Genomic DNA, 15,833 nt, shown 5'->3' on the forward strand with positions numbered 1-15,833 from the left:
AGTTACATATGAACGTTTTTTGCATTTCCTAGGGCCTGGCCGCTTGGACAAGCTCCGTCAGCATTCCTCCCACGTCCTTGGGGTGCAGAAACGCGATCGAAGATCCCATCGAGCCGTGACGGGGATGTTCGTCGAGCAGCCTGACGCCCTTGGCCCCGATCCGTTCCATCGCCCCTGCCACGTCGGGCACGCCGAAAGCGACGTGGTGGACGCCCTCGCCGCGCCTGGCCAGGAATTTGCCCACGGGGGAGTCCGCGTTGAGGGGCTCCAGGAGCTGGATGTAGGAGCCGCCGCCCTCGCCGTCCGCGATGTGCAGCATCGCCTCCTTGACGCCCTGCTCCTCGTTGACCTCCCTGGCGACGACGGTCAGCTCGAACAGGCCGGAGAAGAGCGCAATCTTCTCCTCCAGGTCGTTGCAGGCGATCCCGATGTGGTCGATACGCATGAACATGTGTGGCCTACCTCCATGGCGGTCATCCAGGTACCCGTGGGTATGGTGTCAAACGACCCCTCGTGTGCACAGGAGGCCCCTGACATGTCTGGTTCCGTCATCGTCGCCGGAGCGCGCACGCCGATCGGCAGGCTGCTCGGCTCGTTGTCCGGATTGTCCGCCGTTGAGCTTGGCGGCGTCGTTATCAAGGCTGCCCTGGAGCGTTCCGGGGTCAGCCCCGACCAGGTCCAGTATGTGATCATGGGCCAGGTGCTCCAGGCGGGCGCCGGCCAGATTCCGTCGCGACAGGCGGCGGTCAAGGCGGGCATCCCCATGACCGTGCCCTCGCTGACCGTCAACAAGGTGTGCCTGTCGGGCCTGGACGCCATCGCCCTGGCCGACCAGCTCATCAGGGCCGGCGAGTTCGACATCGTGGTGGCGGGCGGCATGGAGTCGATGTCCAACGCGCCGCACCTGCTGCCCGGCCTGCGCAAGGGCGTCAAGTACGGCCCCACCGGCATCGTCGACTCGATGGCCCACGACGGCCTGTTCTGCGCCTTCGACCAGGTGGCCATGGGCGAGTCGACCGAGCGGTACAACGCCCGCCTCGGCATCGGCCGCGAGGAGCAGGACGCCTTCTCGGCCAGGTCCCACCAGCTCGCCGCGGCCGGCATCAAGAACGGCCTGTTCGACGACGAGATCGTCCCGGTGGAGATCCCCCAGCGGCGCGGTGAGCCGATCGTGGTCAAGGACGACGAGGGCGTACGCGGCGACACGACGCCGGAGGCGCTGGCCAAGCTGAGGCCGGCCTTCGCCGCCGACGGCACGATCACCGCGGGCTCGGCCTCGCAGATCTCCGACGGCGCCTGCGCGGTCGTGGTGATGTCGAAGGCCAAGGCCGAGGAGCTGGGCCTGCCCTGGCTGGCCGAGATCGGCAGGCACGGCAACGTGGCGGGCCCGGACGCCTCGCTGCAGTCGCAGCCGGCCAACGCCATCAAGCACGCGCTGTCGAAGCAGGGGCTGAGCGCCGGCGACCTGGACCTGGTGGAGATCAACGAGGCGTTCGCCAGCGTGGTGCTGCAGTCGGTGAAGGAGCTCGGCATCCCGATGGACAAGGTGAACGTCAACGGCGGCGGCATCGCGGTCGGCCACCCGATCGGGGCCTCGGGCGCGCGCATCGTGCTGGCGCTGGCCCACGAGCTCAAGCGGCGCGGCGGCGGGCTGGGCGCGGCCGGGCTGTGCGGCGGCGGCGGCCAGGGCGACGCGCTGATCATCCGCGTCCCCTGACCGCACGGAAGCCCTTTTAGAGGCTGAAAGCCGTAAAGGGGCACGAAAACAAGAAGGCCGCGTGGCGGGAAATCTCGCCATGCGGCCGGGCCGGTGCGTGCGGCTAGGGAGGCAGTTTGGCCCGGCCGCGAGGGAGGTGGCGGCCGGGCCATCGTGCGGTGGTCATGAGGACAGGAACTTGGCGAACACCGAGCGACGCCCGGTCTTACGCGCCTCGCGGGCCCGCCGGTGCTCGGCGGCGGCCTTGCGAAGCTCCTCGGCGTGGTTCTTCATCACGGTGTACTCGAGTTCTGCGTTCATCGGAACCTCCTGGAGTCGTAAGGGGGGAAGGTCTTAGTGGGAGAGGAACTTCGCGAAGACGGAGCGGCGGCTCTTGCGGCCCTTGCTCGCCTCCACGGCCCTGCGGTGCTCGGCGGCTACGCGGCGCAGCTCCTCGGCGTGGTTCTTCATGAGCGCGTACTCAAGCTCGGCGTTCATTTCGGGTGACTCCCGGTGTCTTGGTGCTGTTGTTTCTTGCACTCTTAACACTCCTCCTAAGGCCCACCCCGCCACATCGGGCGGATGCCTTATCTGTGTGCCTTAGGCAGGTCTGGGAGTACCTAGACGGGGTCCTAGGCCTCCCTAGGGCTCATCCGAGAACTTGACGGTGACCTTGGAGAAGCCCAGTGACCTCAGCAGTCCCTGGAGCATGACCTTGGTGTTGGCGTCGGCGCGGGCGCGCAGGTCACTGGCGGTGGCCGCCTCGGCGATCTTCTTCTCGGCCAGGACGTACAGCTCGCGCTGGTCGGTGGGGCTGGCCGACAGGAAGTCCTCGACCCGGTCGAGCAGGCCGCGCTGCTGGGCGAAGACGTAGGAGCGGTTGTTGTCGATGTTGGGCTTCTCCAGCTGGGCCCGGGGCAGGCGCAGGGTGACCTGGGTGCGGTCCTCGGAGACGGTGACGGCGTCCTTGGCGAGGCCGGTGAAGTCGACGTAGGCGTCGACGCCGCCGGAGCCGACGAAAAGGGTGCGGCTGCCCTTGATGGCGTCGGGCAGGAAGTTGGCGTCCTTCTCCAGGTCGACGACCACCTGGAAGGTGCCGGTCGCCGCCTCGAAGCGGCTCAGGTCGTGGATCGACTGCAGGAGCACCGGCTGGCTGCGGTCGACGGTCTGCTCGCCGAGGGGATTCCACCAGGCCCAGGCCAGGCGCCCGCCGACGATGAGCAGCGCGGCGAGTACGAGGAGCCCGGCGATATTTCGCCACCTGCGACGTCGCGTCAGGGGAGATGTCGTCATGCGGGCAGTACTACCCGCATGACGATCATCATTGCCAGCTCTGGGGTGACATTCCTGTCGGATACACCGGATAAATCGGCGTTGGCGAGGCCGGTACGGCACTGGCCATGGGCCCACCGCCGAAGTGGGTCCCCGACAGCCGGCACGACTGGAACTCGTTGTAGAACATGCGCAGCCACTCGCGGCGCTGCGGCTCGCTGAGCCCGGAGAACCAGGCCGCGGCGTACTGGTGCTCGGGCAGCGGCCCGCCCGGCAGCGGCTCGCCACGCAGCCACGCCATGACGATGTCGCGGTAGCCGTCTGAGGGGGAGTCGGTGCACTTGGCCGCCAGCGACTCGATGTAGGCATAGGCGGCCTCGTCGGCGAACCCGGCCGACAGATCGGGCACGTGGATGGCGGCCAGCCCCGAGGCGGACTTCAGCGGCTGACCGAGCGGGCGCTGCTCCACCCGGGTGAAGGCGGCGGGCGTACCGGACAGACGGGAGGCGATCTTGGTGAAGGTGGCGCCGAGCTCGGTCAGCCCGCCGCGCATGCCCGGGTGGACACAGACAGTGATCGGCCAGTCCTGGCAGCTGTAGGCGATCGCCTGCGCCGCGGCGGGCTTGGGATCGGTCAGCAGCCGCGCGACCCCCGTCCCCGCGGCCATCACGGCCAGCAGCGCGCAGGCCAGCACGAGCGCCCGCCGCGTCACCACGGCCGCCCAGCCGAGCAGCAGCGCGGCGGTGATCCCGATCAGCCACAACGTCTGGTCGAGGAAGGCCGCCCCGCTGAGCCCCTGGAACAGGTCGTACGGCTCGCCCGTGCCCGGCGCCAGCCGATCGGCCCACGGACGCCCCTCGGCCAGCCAGGTGAACAGCCCGTAGCAGGCGATCCCGGCCACCGGCGGCATGAAGGGGTAGGGCAGCAGCCACCCGGCGACCCACCCGACGACGGAGTAGAGCGCCAGCCCCGCCATGCCCATGCCGAGCCCGGACAGGCTCAGCCGGCCCGCCTGCTCGGTCAGCACCGTCTTGATCGCGAGCACGAGCACGGTGGCGGCGAACGAGCCCGTCACGACCACCAGGATGGCCAGCGGCGCCTTGAGCGCGCGCCAGGTCGACAGAGAACGTCCCCGCAGCGCGCGCCGCTTGCGCAGCGCCACCCACGCGGCGAAGGCCGCCGCCACCGGGCCGGTCAGCCGGAGCGAGCCGATGACGGCGGCGACGATGTTCTCCCAGGCGTCGACGCCGGGGATGAGCACGCTCCATGCCGCCATCAGGCCCAGAGCGAGCAGGACCGCGACGGTGACCGCCGCGCTGTGCTTCAGCTCCTCGCGAGTGACACCCGCGTGCTCACGCACAGAAAACCCCGTTGACGTACATCAAAAGCACCCCCCGTGCCCTTGGCGCCGCGAAGCTGAGGTGTCCGGGCCGTCCCCACGGCTTCTTCCGGACTTTGCGCTCCGCGTCACCTTCCGTGCGAGAACCATAACTGAGCGTGATGATTGAAGGCGGCGTTCTTGGTCAAGCTTGTGCGTCCGGCTCCGCTACGTAATCAGACGAACCAGCGCTAACGTAGCGCTGTGCCACAGCCGAAGCCGCTCAACCTGCCGTTCGATCCCATCGAACGCGCCGCCGAGACCTGGCGTGTTCACTTCGGGCCCTCTTCCGCCATGGCCGCCGTTACTTCGATCATGAGAGCGCATCAGATCCTGCTGTCGCAACTTGACTCGCTCCTTAAGCCTTACGACTTGACCTTCGCGAGGTACGAGGCATTGGTCTTGTTGACCTTCAGCAGAACCGGCTCGCTCCCGCTGTCGAAGATCGGCGAACGCCTCATGGTCCATCCCACGAGCGTCACCAACACGGTCGACAGGCTGGAGCGGTCGGGCCTGGTCACCCGCCTGCCCAACCCGCGCGACGGCCGCGGGGTGCTCGCCGAGATCACCGACGCGGGCCGCGAGGCCGTGCGCCACGCCACCGCCGACCTCATGGCCGCGGAGTTCGGCATGGAGATGTACGGCGAGGCCGGGCTGAAGCAGATGTTCGACCAGCTGCGCACTCTCAGGGTGGCGGCTGGTGACTTCCGCACGTCCTCCATGCGGCAAGATGAGGAGCATGGCGGACTTCTCTAGGCCCGGGTCGCTCTACGGAGCGGTGGACTTGGGCGCGCGTAAGCAGGCACTGGAGGCGCAGGCCAGGCGGGAGGCCGCGGGTCCCCAGGCCGCGTCGGCGTCGGTGGCCGACGTCACCGAGGCGACGTTCACGAGCGAGGTCATCGACCGTTCGATGACGGTGCCGGTCATTCTCGACCTGTGGTCGCCCCGGGCGCCGGGCAGCGCCCAGCTCAGCCCCGCGCTGGAAAAGGTGGTCGCCGGGATGGGCGGCCGGGCCGTACTGGCGAAGGTGAACGTGGACGCCAGCCCGCAGATCGCGCAGGCGCTGCGCGTGCAGGCGGTGCCGACGGTGCTGGCGATCTTCCAGGGCCAGGCGGTGACCGGATTCCAGCAGGTGCTGCCCGAGGCGGAGATCCAGCGCTGGCTGGATGAGCTGATGGGCGCGGTCGAGCAGTTCTACGAGGCCAACCCCGACGCCCGCCCGCAGCTTCAGGAGGACGAGGCGCAGGAGCCGCAGGCCCAGGCCGAGCCGCCGGCCGACCCCGACCTGCTGGCCGCCGAGCAGGCGATCGACAAGGGCGACCTCGACGAGGCCGAGGCGGCCTACCAGCGGTTGCTGGCCCGCGTGCCGGGTGACGAGGACGCCAGGATGGGCCTGGCCGGGGTGGGGCTGATCAAGCGCACGATGACGGCCGACCCCGACGAGGTACGCCGCCGCGCCCAGGACCCGGCCGACATCGACGCCCAGTTGCTCTCGGCCGACCTGGAGATGCTGGCCGGATCGGTGGACGAGGCGTTCGCCCGGCTGGTGGCCGTGGTCAAGCGCACCTCGGGCGACGAGCGGGAGAAGGCGCGCAGGCACCTGCTCGGCCTGTTCGACGCGCTGCCGGCCGAGGACCCGTCGCTCGCCAAGGCGCGCAGGGCCCTGGCTAATGCCCTCTTCTGACGTCTAACCTGGAGATATGCGGGTCGTCACGATTTCGGCGACGTACGGCACGGCCGGGCACCTGATCGGTCCGGCCGTGGCCGAACGGCTTGGTGTGCCCTTCGTCGACCGCGCGATCCCCAGCGCCGTGGCCCAGGAACTGGGCTGCTCGCTGGAGGAGGCGCTGGCTCACGACGACCGGGCGGAGCACGGCCTCGGCCGGCTGCTGTCCGGCGCGATGCGGCTGCCGACGGTCACGTTCGGCGGCGTGGACATGTACGTGCCCGGCGTCCTGCCCCTGGCTCCGGAGGAGTTCGTACGCAGGACCGAGCGCACGATGAAGGAGACGGCCCGGGAGACGGGCGGCGTCTTCCTGGGCCGGGCCGGAGCCGTGGTGCTTGCCGACCACCCCGGAGCCCTGCACGTACGGCTGGACGCCCCGCTGAAACGCCGGATCGCGCAGACGGCCACCCTCTCGGAGGTCTCCGAGAAGGAGGCGCGTCACACGATCGAGGACAACGACCGGGCCCGCACCGCGTACGTGCGGCACTTCTACAGGGTGGATCCGGCCGAGCCCTGCCAGTACCAGCTGGCCGTGGACAGCACGCTGATCCCGGTGCCGGTCTGCGTGGAGCTGATCGTCACTGCTGCCGAAGCCCTGGACTGACGTCCAGCCGGTGGTCGCGGCAGCCCCTCGGGGCGCTGACCGGGTTGCACCGGGCCGTGGCGCCGCCGGGCAGTTCGCCCACGTACTCGGAGCCGTTGCGCGCCGACAGGCCGATGACGGGGAAGTCGGTGCTGACCATCTGGGCGCCGCTCTCCAGGGCCGACCGCAGCCGCGTGGTGTCGCCGGAGCGGGCCTCGGTGAAGGGCACGTCCGAGCGGGTACGCACGTAGTAGCCCTTCTTCACGAACTCCTGGATCTGGGCGACGTTGGCGCCGAGCGGGTCGTTCCAGCCGATGAAGGCGGCGTCGGGGCGGCCGGGGCGGGAGTTGGTGAACAGCACCCTGCCCTCCAGGCTCGGCCGTCCTGACAGGTAGTGGGCCTGCAGGGCGGGGTCCTGGTTGTCCATGAAGAACATGACCTTGCCGCGGGAGCGGTCGAGGCGCGGCCAGCCGTACTTCAGGACGGACTCCTCAAGCGTGCGGCCGGCCCTGCGGACGCTGTCGGGCGTGATGAGCCGCTCGCCGGGGAAGACCGAGCGGATCTCCGCGTCCAGGGCGTCCAGCAGGGCCGTGTCCCACGGCGGGCTCTTGGCGCCGCCCATCGCCTCCTTGGCGGGGTCGGTGCGCTTGAGCTCGGTCAGGATGGTGATCGGCACGTGGCCGGGGTTGGCGTCGGACCACTGCTTGACCTGGCGCAGGCACTTGACCAGCGACGAGCAGTTGGAGGCGTAGTCGTGGTCGCCCCAGTGCAGGACCTTGAAGCCGGGCTTGGCCAGGTCGGGGTCGGTCAGCGGGGGCAGGCCCGCGTCGCGGCGCACCAGCGGGCTGGTGTAGAGGCCGCCCTTGGGGTCGGGGAAGACGTCCAGCTCGATGCCGCGTACATGCTGGGCGGCGAACTGGTTGGGGATGGCGGTGTGCGAGTACTGCAGATTCCACCAGTTGCGGTCGGTCCTGCGCTGGACGTCCTTCTCCTCGTCGGTCAGCTCCAGGTGGTAGCTGTTGTGCGTCGCCATGGTCTGGACGTGGTTGACGCGAAGTTCGTTCCCGGCCGCCGTCGCGGGCGCCGCTGTGGTCAGCAGGGCCAGCGCGGTGGCGGCCAGCAGTGCGGGGGTGCGCAATGGTGCTCCTCGTGCAGGGGTTACGGGACGACCCTTGGGGGACTGAATGAACGTTCCGTAGCAACATTTCCTGATCTTGGGGAAGTATCCGGAAACATCAGCTGTGGGATCGTCCACTCGCGAGAAGTGGCACCATGGAAGGCACTCTTGGTCAGGCCCTGAAGGAGCGATGACGTGGCGACCGTTCCGAGTGTGTCTTACTCCATCACCGTGCGGCTGGAGGTGCCCGCCGGCGGCAAGGCCGTCAGCGCGCTCACCCACGCCGTGGAGACCGCCGGCGGCGTGGTCACCGCCCTCGACGTCAACACCGCGGGCCACGACAAGCTCCGCATCGACGTGACCTGCGCCGCGCGCGACACCGACCACGCGCAGGCCATCGTCGACCAGCTCGAGGCCATCGAGGACGTGGTCATCCACAAGGTCTCCGACCGGACCTTCCTGATGCACCTCGGCGGCAAGATCGAGATGAAGTCGAAGGTGCCGCTGCGCAACCGCGACGAGCTGTCGATGGCCTACACCCCCGGTGTGGCCCGCGTCTCGATGGCCATCGCGCGCAACAAGGAGGACGCGCGCCGCCTGACCATCAAGCGCAACACCGTCGCGGTGGTCACCGACGGCTCGGCCGTGCTCGGCCTGGGCAACATCGGCCCCGAGGCCGCGCTGCCGGTCATGGAGGGCAAGGCGGCGCTGTTCAAACGTTTCGCCGGCATCGACGCCTGGCCCATCTGCCTGGACACGCAGGACGTCGACGAGATCGTCCGCACCGTGCAGGTGATCGCCCCCGGCTTCGGCGGCATCAACCTGGAGGACATCTCCGCGCCCCGCTGCTTCGAGGTCGAGCGCCGCCTGCGCGAGCTGCTCGACATCCCCGTCTTCCACGACGACCAGCACGGCACCGCCATCTGCGTGCTCGCCGCGCTCACCAACGCCCTGCGCGTGGTCCGCAAGGAGATCGGCCAGGTCAGGATCACCATGGCGGGGGCCGGTGCGGCGGGCAACGCCGTACTGCGGCTGCTGCTTGCCGCGGGCGCCCGCAACGTGATCGTCTGCGACTACCTCGGCGCGGTCCACAAGGGCCGCGAGGACCTCGACGAGTCGCTGCGCTGGATCGCCGAGCACACCAACGCCGAGGGCTACTCCGGCGACCTGCGCGGCGCGGTGAAGGGCGCGGACGTCTTCGTGGGCGTCTCGGCCCCCGGCATCCTCAACGGCGACGACATCGCCACCATGGCCGACGACGCGGTGGTCTTCGCGCTGGCCAACCCGGAGCCCGAGGTCCAGCCCGACGACGCCCGCGAGCACGCGGCGGTCGTGGCCACCGGCCGTTCCGACTACCCCAACCAGATCAACAACGTGCTCGCCTTCCCCGGCGTCTTCCGCGGCCTGCTCGACGCGCAGGCGGGCGGGGTGACGCAGGAGATGCTGCTGGCCGCGGCGGGCGCGCTGGCCGCCGTGGTGACGCCGGAGGAACTGGGGCCCAACTACATCGTCCCGAGCGTGTTCCACCCTGACGTGGCCACCGCCGTCGCGGCGGCGGTCCGCGAGTCCGCCGGCGGCCGCGCCCGCGGCTTCACCGAGGCCTGATTCACCTGGTGGGGCCCGCACGGGAGCTCTCCATCCCGTGCGGGCCCGGCTCGGGTCGGCTAGAAGAGGCCCGTCACCGTGTTCGACCGGATCTTCTTCGTGACGCCCGTGGACCGGTCGAAGACCTGGACGATGGCGAAGATCTTGTCCGGCTCCACCGGGTCCTCGTCGAGATCCGCGCAGGCCACCGTGAACACGGCGGAGTAGTCGCCGTTGAGCGCGGTGGAGAAGGGGCCCTCCCTGACCAGCTCGTCGTCGCCGAACAGGTCCTCGCCGAACAGGCGGATGGCCAGGTTGTCCCGCTCCGTCGCGCCCACGTGGGCGTGGCCCTTGACGGTGACCAGGCACTTGACGTTGGTGACCTTGCTGATGACCAGCAGCGCGCTGTCGGGCGCGGCGTTGGCCGCCCCCGAGAGGGCGGCCAGGGAAAGGGCGCCGGCCGCGAAGAAGGCGGCCAGTCGGCGTCCAGTGCGCATGTCGTGCTCCATAGGCCGGGCGGGCTCCGCTGCCCGCCGTCGCTCCTAGGGCGTTCCGGTACGTGCCACGGCGTTCCGCCGCGTTCCGTCAGACTCTGCGGATGAGGGTGGCGGCCAGCGCCAGGGCGGCGTTGACCAGGACGGCGACTGTCACGCCCTGCAGGACCGTGCCCATCGCGGCGGTGGCGACGGCGCTCATCACCGGGATGCCCATCGTGATGCCGACCTGCTGGGTCATCGTGGCCAGGCCGGTGGCCAGGCCCTGCTCCGAGTCGGGCAGGCCGGAGGTGGCGGTCACCATGAACCCGACGATGGCCACCATGTTGCCGATGCCGCCGATGAAGGTGGCCACGAGCAGCAGCCAGATCCAGCCCTGCGAGGCGCCGAGCAGCCCGAGCGAGGCGGTGGCCACGCCCTGCACCGCGAACCCGGCCAGCAGCGCGCCCCGGTTGCCGACCCTGGACAGCACCCTGGGCGCGACCACACCGCCGATGACGGTGCCGACGCCGAGCACCCCGAACGCCAGCCCGGTCGCCAGCGCCGAGTAGCCGAGCACCTTCTGCAGGTAGAGCGTGAGCAGGAACACCAGCGAGGTCTCGGTGGCGAAGGCGAGCAGCCCGGCCAGGTTGCCCCAGGTGACGGTGGGGCGGGCGAGGATCGACACCGGCACCAGCGGGTACGCCGCGCGCCGCTCGACGAACCAGAACACCACCAGCAGCACCAGCCCGGCGGCCAGCGCGCCCAGCCCGAGCGGGTCGGCGAAGCCGTGCTCGCCGGCCCTGGTCAGCCCGTACACCAGGGCCAGGAGGCCGCCGGTCACCGTGATCGCGCCGGGCACGTCGATCTTGGGCCGCTCCTCCTGGCGGCTCTCGGCCAGGACGGCGGGGGCGGCCAGGAGCACGGCCAGCGCCACGGGCACGTTGATGAAGAACGCCCACCGCCAGCTGAGCAGGTCGGTCAGCAGCCCGCCGAGGATCGCGCCCGAGGTGAACCCGGCCGACATCAGCGCGCCGTTCAGCCCGAGCGCCCGCTCGCGCAGCGGCCCCTCGCGGAAGGAGGTGGTCAGCAGCGAGAGCCCGGCGGGCGTGACGATCGCGGTGGCCAGTCCCTGCGCCACCCGGGCCGCCAGCAACATGCCCGGCGAGGTGGCCAGCCCGCCGGCCAGCGAGGACAACCCGAGCAGCGCCATCCCGGCCAGGAAGAGGCGCCGCCGTCCGAACAGGTCGGCGATGCGCCCGAACAACAAGGTGAATCCGGCCGCCGCCAGCGCGAACGTGGTCGCCACCCACTGCAGGTCCGCCAGCGCGAACCCGAGTCCCGAGCCAATCACGGGCAGCGCGACGTTCAGGATGGAGAAGTCGACGGCCAGCATGAACTGGGAGCCGAGCAGCAGCACGAGGATCAGCTTCTGCCGGGCGGTCATCCGGGCGGACGTGTGTGTCCGCTCCGCGAGTACGGTCATCTCAGCCCCTTAATGGGTCATTCGTTCCGTTAAGATAAACACGAAGGTAACACACAAAGGAGCCTTAATGGAACAGCAGTCCCGTTTGGCCGGAACGGTCCGCCCCGGCGGGCGCACGGCGCGTACCCGCGCCGCCGTGCTGGAGGCGACCCAGGACGAGTTGGTGGAGTGCGGATTCCACGGCCTGAACATGGACCGCGTGGCGGCCAAGGCGGGCGTGGGCAAGACGACGGTGTACCGCCGCTGGGGCGATCCCGCCGGCCTGGTCACCGACCTGATGGCCGAGCTGGCCGAGTCCTCCGCCCCGCACGCCGACACCGGCGGGATCGAGGGCGACCTGCGGGCCAACGCGCTCAACGTCCTGGGCGCGGTCACCGACCCCCGCCTGGGCGCGACCTTCCAGGCCGTCATCGCCGCCGCGACCGGCAACGAGGCGGCGGCCACGGCCCTGAGCGACTTCTACCTGCGCCGCATCCGCGCCTGGGCCCCCGTGGTGGATCGGGCCGTGGCCCGCGGCGAACTGCCCGAGGGCACCGACGGGATGGAGGTGATCAGGGCGGTCTCCGCGCCGCTGTACTACCGCCTGCTGGTCACCAGGGAGCCGGTGGACGAGAAGGTCGCCGAGCGCGCCGCCGCCCGCGCGCTGGCGGGCGCGCGGGCGGGTGCGTTCACGGGAGGGTGAGGGTACGGCCCCGCCAGAGGGTTCCCCCTGGCTAAGGGGCCTCGGGCTAAGGGGCTGGCCTCGGGCTAGAGGGTTGAGCCTGGGCGCCGGTAGCTCTGCCGGGGCCAGATCGAGCCGTACCACCAGACGATGCCGCCGGTCAGGACGAGCCCGCCGGCGGTGGCCAGCTTGCCCATCAGGTCGGCGGGCGGCCCGGTGAAGGGCAGCTCGTCGTCGTCGCAGTCGCCCCGGCGGCAGTCGTCCTCGTCGTCGTCCCAGCAGGGCTCACCGCGATCGCAGTCCTCGTCGTCCCAGCAGTCCTCGCCCCGGTCGCACTCCTCGTCGTCCCAGCAGGGCTCGCCGCGATCGCAGTCGTCCCATTCGCGGCCGCGGTCCCAGGCGCGGCGGTGGTTCCCGCCGCAGTCGTTGCTCACCTGGTCGCGGGAGACGAGTTTGTCGCGCGAGTCCTGGGTGGTGTAGAAGGTCTCGATCTCGACGCGGCGCTGGTGGCCGAGCTTGATGCGCTTGGTGTAGTTGCGGCGGGCTTCGAGCGTGCCGGTGTCGACGGTGTCGTCGTCGCGGGTGATCTGGAAGTCGGTCTGGTAGTCGGTGACGCTGCGGAGCCTGACCTCGACGGTCCTGTTCTCGCAGTTCGGCCTGCTGACGCTCACGGTGAAGGGTGCGTCGGGCGACGGGCGTTCGGCCGCGAAGGCCGCGGAGGTGAGGAGCAATGCGCCCAGAGGGGCCGCCAGTGCTGCCAGAGTGAGGCGGGTGCCAATGGTCATAGCTTCCCCCAGCATGGTGATCTTTGCTACCTACAGTGCCCGTTTGATAGCACTGCGTAACATCAGTAACCCGGGGCAGCGGGATGGCCTACTCCTCCCTCATGATGGAGGTATGGCGGAGGCGATCTACGTGGGCGGGTTGTTGGTGGCGACTCCGCTGCTCGACGACCCGAACTTCCGGCGTAGCGTCGTGCTGATCTTGGAACACGACCTCGACGGCGGCACGCTCGGCGTGGTGCTGAACCGGCCGAGCGACGTCTCGGTGACGCAGGTGCTACCCGTCTGGGACCCGCTCGTTACCGGGCCTTCGGTGTTGTTCGAGGGCGGCCCGGTGCAGACGGACAGCGCGCTGGCGCTGGCGGCGGTGCCGAGCGGGGAGGAGCCTCTGGGCTGGCGGCGCCTGCACGCGGGCACGCCGGCGGTCTCCCGCCTCGGCACGGTGGACCTGGACGCGCCGCCGGAGATCCTGCAGGGCGAGATCGCGCAGATGCGGATCTTCGCCGGCTACGCGGGCTGGAGCGCCGGCCAGCTGGAGACGGAGATCGCCGAGGGCCACTGGTACGTCGTCGACTCCGAGTCCGGCGACACCTTCCATGACGATCCCGGCACGCTGTGGCGGCGGGTGCTCAGACGGCAGCCGGGCGAGCTGGCGTTCGTGGCGACCTGCCCGGACGACCCGTCGCTGAACTAGGCGTCCCAGCCGGGCTTCAGCGAACGCTCGGCGATCGCCAGCGTCTGCTCCATGCGCTCGACGATGGCGCGCACGTTCGTGGGCTCGTAGGGGCACTCGAAGCCGACCCGCATGGTGGCCATGGCCCAGGCGACGATGAGGTGGGAGAGCTGGTCGGCGGGGTCGACGCCGCGGCGGCGGGCGATGATCTCGGTGAGGCGCAGTTCGGTCGCGGCGCCGCGGGCGACGGACTTGCCGACGAGGGCCGGGTTGTTCTCGAAGAGTTTGCGGAGTTTGAGGAACCGCTCGGCGTCTTCGGGCGTTGAGCCCTGCATGTCGTGAATCACCGCACGCAAGGCGTGTGTCAGCGAGGTGAACGGCGGTTCGTCCTCCGGCCGGCCGTTGAGGGTCTCCGTCATCGTCTCCTCCCCCTGCTCGTGGAACCACAGCGGGATGGCTTCCTTGCTGGAGAAGTAGCGGAAGAACGTCCGGGGCGAGACGTCGACGACCCCCGCGATCTGCTCGACGGTGGTGGCGTCGTACCCTTGTTCGAGGAACAGGTCGAGCGCCACGTCGAGAAGAGCGAGGCGCGTCTTCTCCTTCTTGCGTTCGCGCAGTCCCACAGTCGTCACTCCCTCGAAACCTTCCTGTCACAGTATGACATAAGTCATCGTCTGCCGATTAAAACCCGTTTGTCATTTGTCATCGTATGACATAAGTTACCTGAGTCTTAGGTTACTTATGCCCCGATGTGGGGTGGCTAGCGTAGGGGGACTCGAATGGCGGCTCACGCGAAGGCGACGGTGGAGGCACCGTCGCCCCCGGGCGGGGCTCAATCGGCTATCGGGGGGAATCCGTGGCTGACGCTGCTGGCGGTGTGTCTGGGCGTCATCATGGTGATGCTCGACGGCACCGTCATGGGTATCGCGGCTCCGGTCATGGGCGCCGAACTGGGGGCGACGCTCTCGGACATGCAGTGGGTGACCAACGGCTATCTGCTCGCGCTGGCGGTCTTCCTGATCACCGCGGGCAAGCTGGGTGACATCTACGGTCACAAGCGGGTGTTCCTGCTCGGCGTCGCGGGATTCGCGATCACCTCGGCGGCCATCGCGCTGAGCGGCTCGGTCACCGCGCTGATCATTTTCCGGGTGCTCCAGGGTCTGTTCGGCGCGCTGCTGCAGCCGGCCGCGCTCGCGCTGCTGCGCTCGGCCTTCCCCAAGGAGCGGCTGAACCAGGCCATGGGCGCGTGGGGCGCGATCATCGGTCTGTCCAGCGCCGCCGGCCCGATCCTGGGCGGCCTGCTGGTGGAGAACGTCAGCTGGCAGTCGGTCTTCTACATCAACGTGCCGGTCGGCATCGTCGCGCTGATCATGGGCTTCGTGATCATCAAGGAGAGCCGCGCCGCGAGCCTGTCCAGGATCGACTGGCCGGGTGTGGTGCTGCTGTCCGGCATGATGTTCTCGCTGGTCTGGGCGATCATCAAGGCTCCCGAGTGGGGCTGGACCGACGCGAAGACGCTGATCTTCGGCGCGGTCTTCGTCGTGTTCGCCGCCTCCTTCATCTTCTGGCAGAGCCGGGCCAAGCAGCCGCTGGTCCCGCTGTCGCTGTTCAAGAACCCGTCGATCTCCATCGGCACCGTGCTGATGATGATGGTGGCCTTCGCGATGTTCGGCGCCATGTTCTTCCTGGGCTTCTTCTTCCAGGGCGTGCACGGCCTGACGCCGCTCGACGCGGGTCTGCGCATGCTGCCGATGAGCGCCGGCATGATCGTCGCCTCGCCGCTGGCGGCCATGGCGATCGGCAAGCTCGGCCCGAAGATCACCATGGCCGTCGGTCTGCTGATCACCGCTTCGGCGATGTTCCTGATGTCGCAGCTCAGCATGGACGCCTCGTTCGTCGAGAGCGGCCTGCCGTTCCTGCTGCTGGCCTTCGGCCTCTCGCCGGTCTTCGTCGGCGCCACCGAGATCATCGTGGGCAACGCCCCGCTGGAGCTGTCCGGCGCGGCCGGCGGCATCCAGCAGTCGGCCATGCAGGTCGGCGGCGCGCTGGGCACGGCGATCCTCGGCGCGGTCATGGCCGGCACCATCTCCGACAAGCTGCCCGGCTACCTCGGCCCGGCCGCCGCCGCGCTCAAGCCCGCGGAGCTTGAGGGCCTGGAGAAGGCCGCCGCGTTCGGCACCGTCCCGCCGCAGGCGACCCAGGGCATGGAGCAGCAGATCATCGACGCGCTGACCAACGCCGTGCACCTGGCGTTCATGGACGGCATGCACACCGCGTTCACGGTCAGCACGATCGTCGCGGTGATCACCGCCGGTCTGGCGCTGTTCGTGCGCTCGGGCCGCAAGATCGAGGGCGAGCCGGTCCACATCGGCTGACCAACCCCTTCATCGACGGCGTACGGC

The 15,833-nt window shown here is 69.7% G+C and carries 18 protein-coding genes; 8 read left to right on the forward strand and 10 right to left on the reverse strand.

Annotation, left to right across the window (positions count from 1 at the left end):
• Nucleotides 1-28: 28 nt before the first annotated feature.
• Complete coding sequence (gene mce, locus ACFWYW_RS01910) at nt 29-451, reverse strand: methylmalonyl-CoA epimerase (RefSeq protein ID WP_379609134.1); 423 nt, start codon at nt 449-451, stop codon at nt 29-31.
• Between the two features lie 84 nt (nt 452-535).
• On the opposite strand from mce, the gene ACFWYW_RS01915 reads away from it, so the two are divergent.
• On the forward strand, nt 536-1,717 hold the full coding sequence (locus ACFWYW_RS01915) for an acetyl-CoA C-acetyltransferase (RefSeq protein ID WP_379609135.1): 1,182 nt from the start codon (nt 536-538) through the stop codon (nt 1,715-1,717).
• A 162-nt stretch (nt 1,718-1,879) separates the two neighbouring features.
• On the opposite strand, the gene ACFWYW_RS01920 is transcribed toward ACFWYW_RS01915, so the two are convergent.
• From ACFWYW_RS01920 to ACFWYW_RS01935, 4 genes are all read right to left on the reverse strand, one after another.
• Nucleotides 1,880-2,017 (reverse strand): hypothetical protein, encoded by a 138-nt coding sequence (locus tag ACFWYW_RS01920; protein ID WP_184965887.1) that lies wholly within the window; start codon nt 2,015-2,017, stop codon nt 1,880-1,882.
• A gap of 33 nt (nt 2,018-2,050) precedes the next feature.
• Nucleotides 2,051-2,194, reverse strand: coding sequence for a hypothetical protein (locus ACFWYW_RS01925; protein ID WP_379609136.1), 144 nt, complete (start codon nt 2,192-2,194; stop codon nt 2,051-2,053).
• Nucleotides 2,195-2,338: 144 nt separating this feature from the next.
• Nucleotides 2,339-2,989 carry a DUF4230 domain-containing protein gene (locus ACFWYW_RS01930; protein ID WP_379609137.1) on the reverse strand — a complete coding sequence of 217 codons (651 nt, stop codon included), beginning with the start codon at nt 2,987-2,989 and terminating at the stop codon, nt 2,339-2,341.
• 28 nt (nt 2,990-3,017) lie between these two features.
• Nucleotides 3,018-4,328 carry a hypothetical protein gene (locus ACFWYW_RS01935; RefSeq protein ID WP_379609138.1) on the reverse strand — a complete coding sequence of 437 codons (1,311 nt, stop codon included), beginning with the start codon at nt 4,326-4,328 and terminating at the stop codon, nt 3,018-3,020.
• Between the two features lie 222 nt (nt 4,329-4,550).
• On the opposite strand from ACFWYW_RS01935, the gene ACFWYW_RS01940 reads away from it, so the two are divergent.
• Genes ACFWYW_RS01940 through ACFWYW_RS01950 form a run of 3 tightly spaced genes read left to right on the forward strand, consistent with a single transcriptional unit; the run spans nt 4,551 to nt 6,676 of the window.
• Nucleotides 4,551-5,102: a MarR family winged helix-turn-helix transcriptional regulator gene (locus ACFWYW_RS01940; RefSeq protein ID WP_379609139.1), complete on the forward strand. Its 552-nt coding sequence runs from the start codon at nt 4,551-4,553 to the stop codon at nt 5,100-5,102.
• The gene (locus ACFWYW_RS01945; protein ID WP_379609140.1) at nt 5,086-6,030 is read left to right on the forward strand and encodes a co-chaperone YbbN; all 945 of its coding nucleotides are present in this window, start codon (nt 5,086-5,088) and stop codon (nt 6,028-6,030) included. Before ACFWYW_RS01940 ends, ACFWYW_RS01945 begins: the two co-directional genes overlap by 17 nt.
• A 16-nt stretch (nt 6,031-6,046) precedes the next feature.
• Complete coding sequence (locus ACFWYW_RS01950) at nt 6,047-6,676, forward strand: AAA family ATPase (protein ID WP_379609141.1); 630 nt, start codon at nt 6,047-6,049, stop codon at nt 6,674-6,676.
• Here the strand turns inward: ACFWYW_RS01950 and ACFWYW_RS01955 are convergent.
• Nucleotides 6,651-7,793: a phosphatidylinositol-specific phospholipase C1-like protein gene (locus tag ACFWYW_RS01955; protein WP_379609142.1), complete on the reverse strand. Its 1,143-nt coding sequence runs from the start codon at nt 7,791-7,793 to the stop codon at nt 6,651-6,653. The genes ACFWYW_RS01950 and ACFWYW_RS01955 overlap by 26 nt on opposite strands.
• A 174-nt stretch (nt 7,794-7,967) precedes the next feature.
• On the opposite strand from ACFWYW_RS01955, the gene ACFWYW_RS01960 reads away from it, so the two are divergent.
• Nucleotides 7,968-9,377 (forward strand): NAD-dependent malic enzyme, encoded by a 1,410-nt coding sequence (locus tag ACFWYW_RS01960; RefSeq protein ID WP_379609143.1) that lies wholly within the window; start codon nt 7,968-7,970, stop codon nt 9,375-9,377.
• Between the two features lie 59 nt (nt 9,378-9,436).
• Here the strand turns inward: ACFWYW_RS01960 and ACFWYW_RS01965 are convergent, their stop codons facing one another.
• Nucleotides 9,437-9,853 carry a hypothetical protein gene (locus ACFWYW_RS01965; protein WP_379609144.1) on the reverse strand — a complete coding sequence of 139 codons (417 nt, stop codon included), beginning with the start codon at nt 9,851-9,853 and terminating at the stop codon, nt 9,437-9,439.
• Nucleotides 9,854-9,941: 88 nt separating this feature from the next.
• Nucleotides 9,942-11,315 (reverse strand): MFS transporter, encoded by a 1,374-nt coding sequence (locus ACFWYW_RS01970; RefSeq protein WP_379609145.1) that lies wholly within the window; start codon nt 11,313-11,315, stop codon nt 9,942-9,944.
• A 67-nt stretch (nt 11,316-11,382) separates the two neighbouring features.
• Between ACFWYW_RS01970 and ACFWYW_RS01975 the strand changes: the two genes are divergently transcribed.
• Entirely contained in the window at nt 11,383-11,997 is a 615-nt protein-coding gene (locus ACFWYW_RS01975; RefSeq protein ID WP_379609146.1) for a TetR/AcrR family transcriptional regulator, read from the forward strand.
• Between the two features lie 65 nt (nt 11,998-12,062).
• Here ACFWYW_RS01975 and ACFWYW_RS01980 read toward each other — a convergent pair whose 3' ends face one another.
• Nucleotides 12,063-12,761, reverse strand: a complete 699-nt coding sequence (locus ACFWYW_RS01980) for a hypothetical protein (RefSeq protein WP_379609147.1) — start codon at nt 12,759-12,761, stop codon at nt 12,063-12,065.
• Nucleotides 12,762-12,873: 112 nt separating this feature from the next.
• Between ACFWYW_RS01980 and ACFWYW_RS01985 the strand changes: the two genes are divergently transcribed.
• Nucleotides 12,874-13,452 carry a YqgE/AlgH family protein gene (locus ACFWYW_RS01985; protein WP_379609148.1) on the forward strand — a complete coding sequence of 193 codons (579 nt, stop codon included), beginning with the start codon at nt 12,874-12,876 and terminating at the stop codon, nt 13,450-13,452.
• On the opposite strand, the gene ACFWYW_RS01990 is transcribed toward ACFWYW_RS01985, so the two are convergent.
• Complete coding sequence (locus tag ACFWYW_RS01990; RefSeq protein WP_379609149.1) at nt 13,449-14,063, reverse strand: TetR family transcriptional regulator; 615 nt, start codon at nt 14,061-14,063, stop codon at nt 13,449-13,451. The two genes, ACFWYW_RS01985 and ACFWYW_RS01990, sit on opposite strands and share 4 nt — an antisense overlap.
• Nucleotides 14,064-14,210: 147 nt before the next feature.
• Here ACFWYW_RS01990 and ACFWYW_RS01995 point away from each other — a divergent pair, with 147 nt between their 5' ends.
• Nucleotides 14,211-15,806 (forward strand): DHA2 family efflux MFS transporter permease subunit, encoded by a 1,596-nt coding sequence (locus tag ACFWYW_RS01995; RefSeq protein WP_379609150.1) that lies wholly within the window; start codon nt 14,211-14,213, stop codon nt 15,804-15,806.
• Nucleotides 15,807-15,833 lie beyond the last annotated feature (27 nt).

Origin of the sequence: Nonomuraea sp. NPDC059023 (assembly GCF_042740095.1) — a bacterium.
GTDB lineage: Bacteria > Actinomycetota > Actinomycetes > Streptosporangiales > Streptosporangiaceae > Nonomuraea.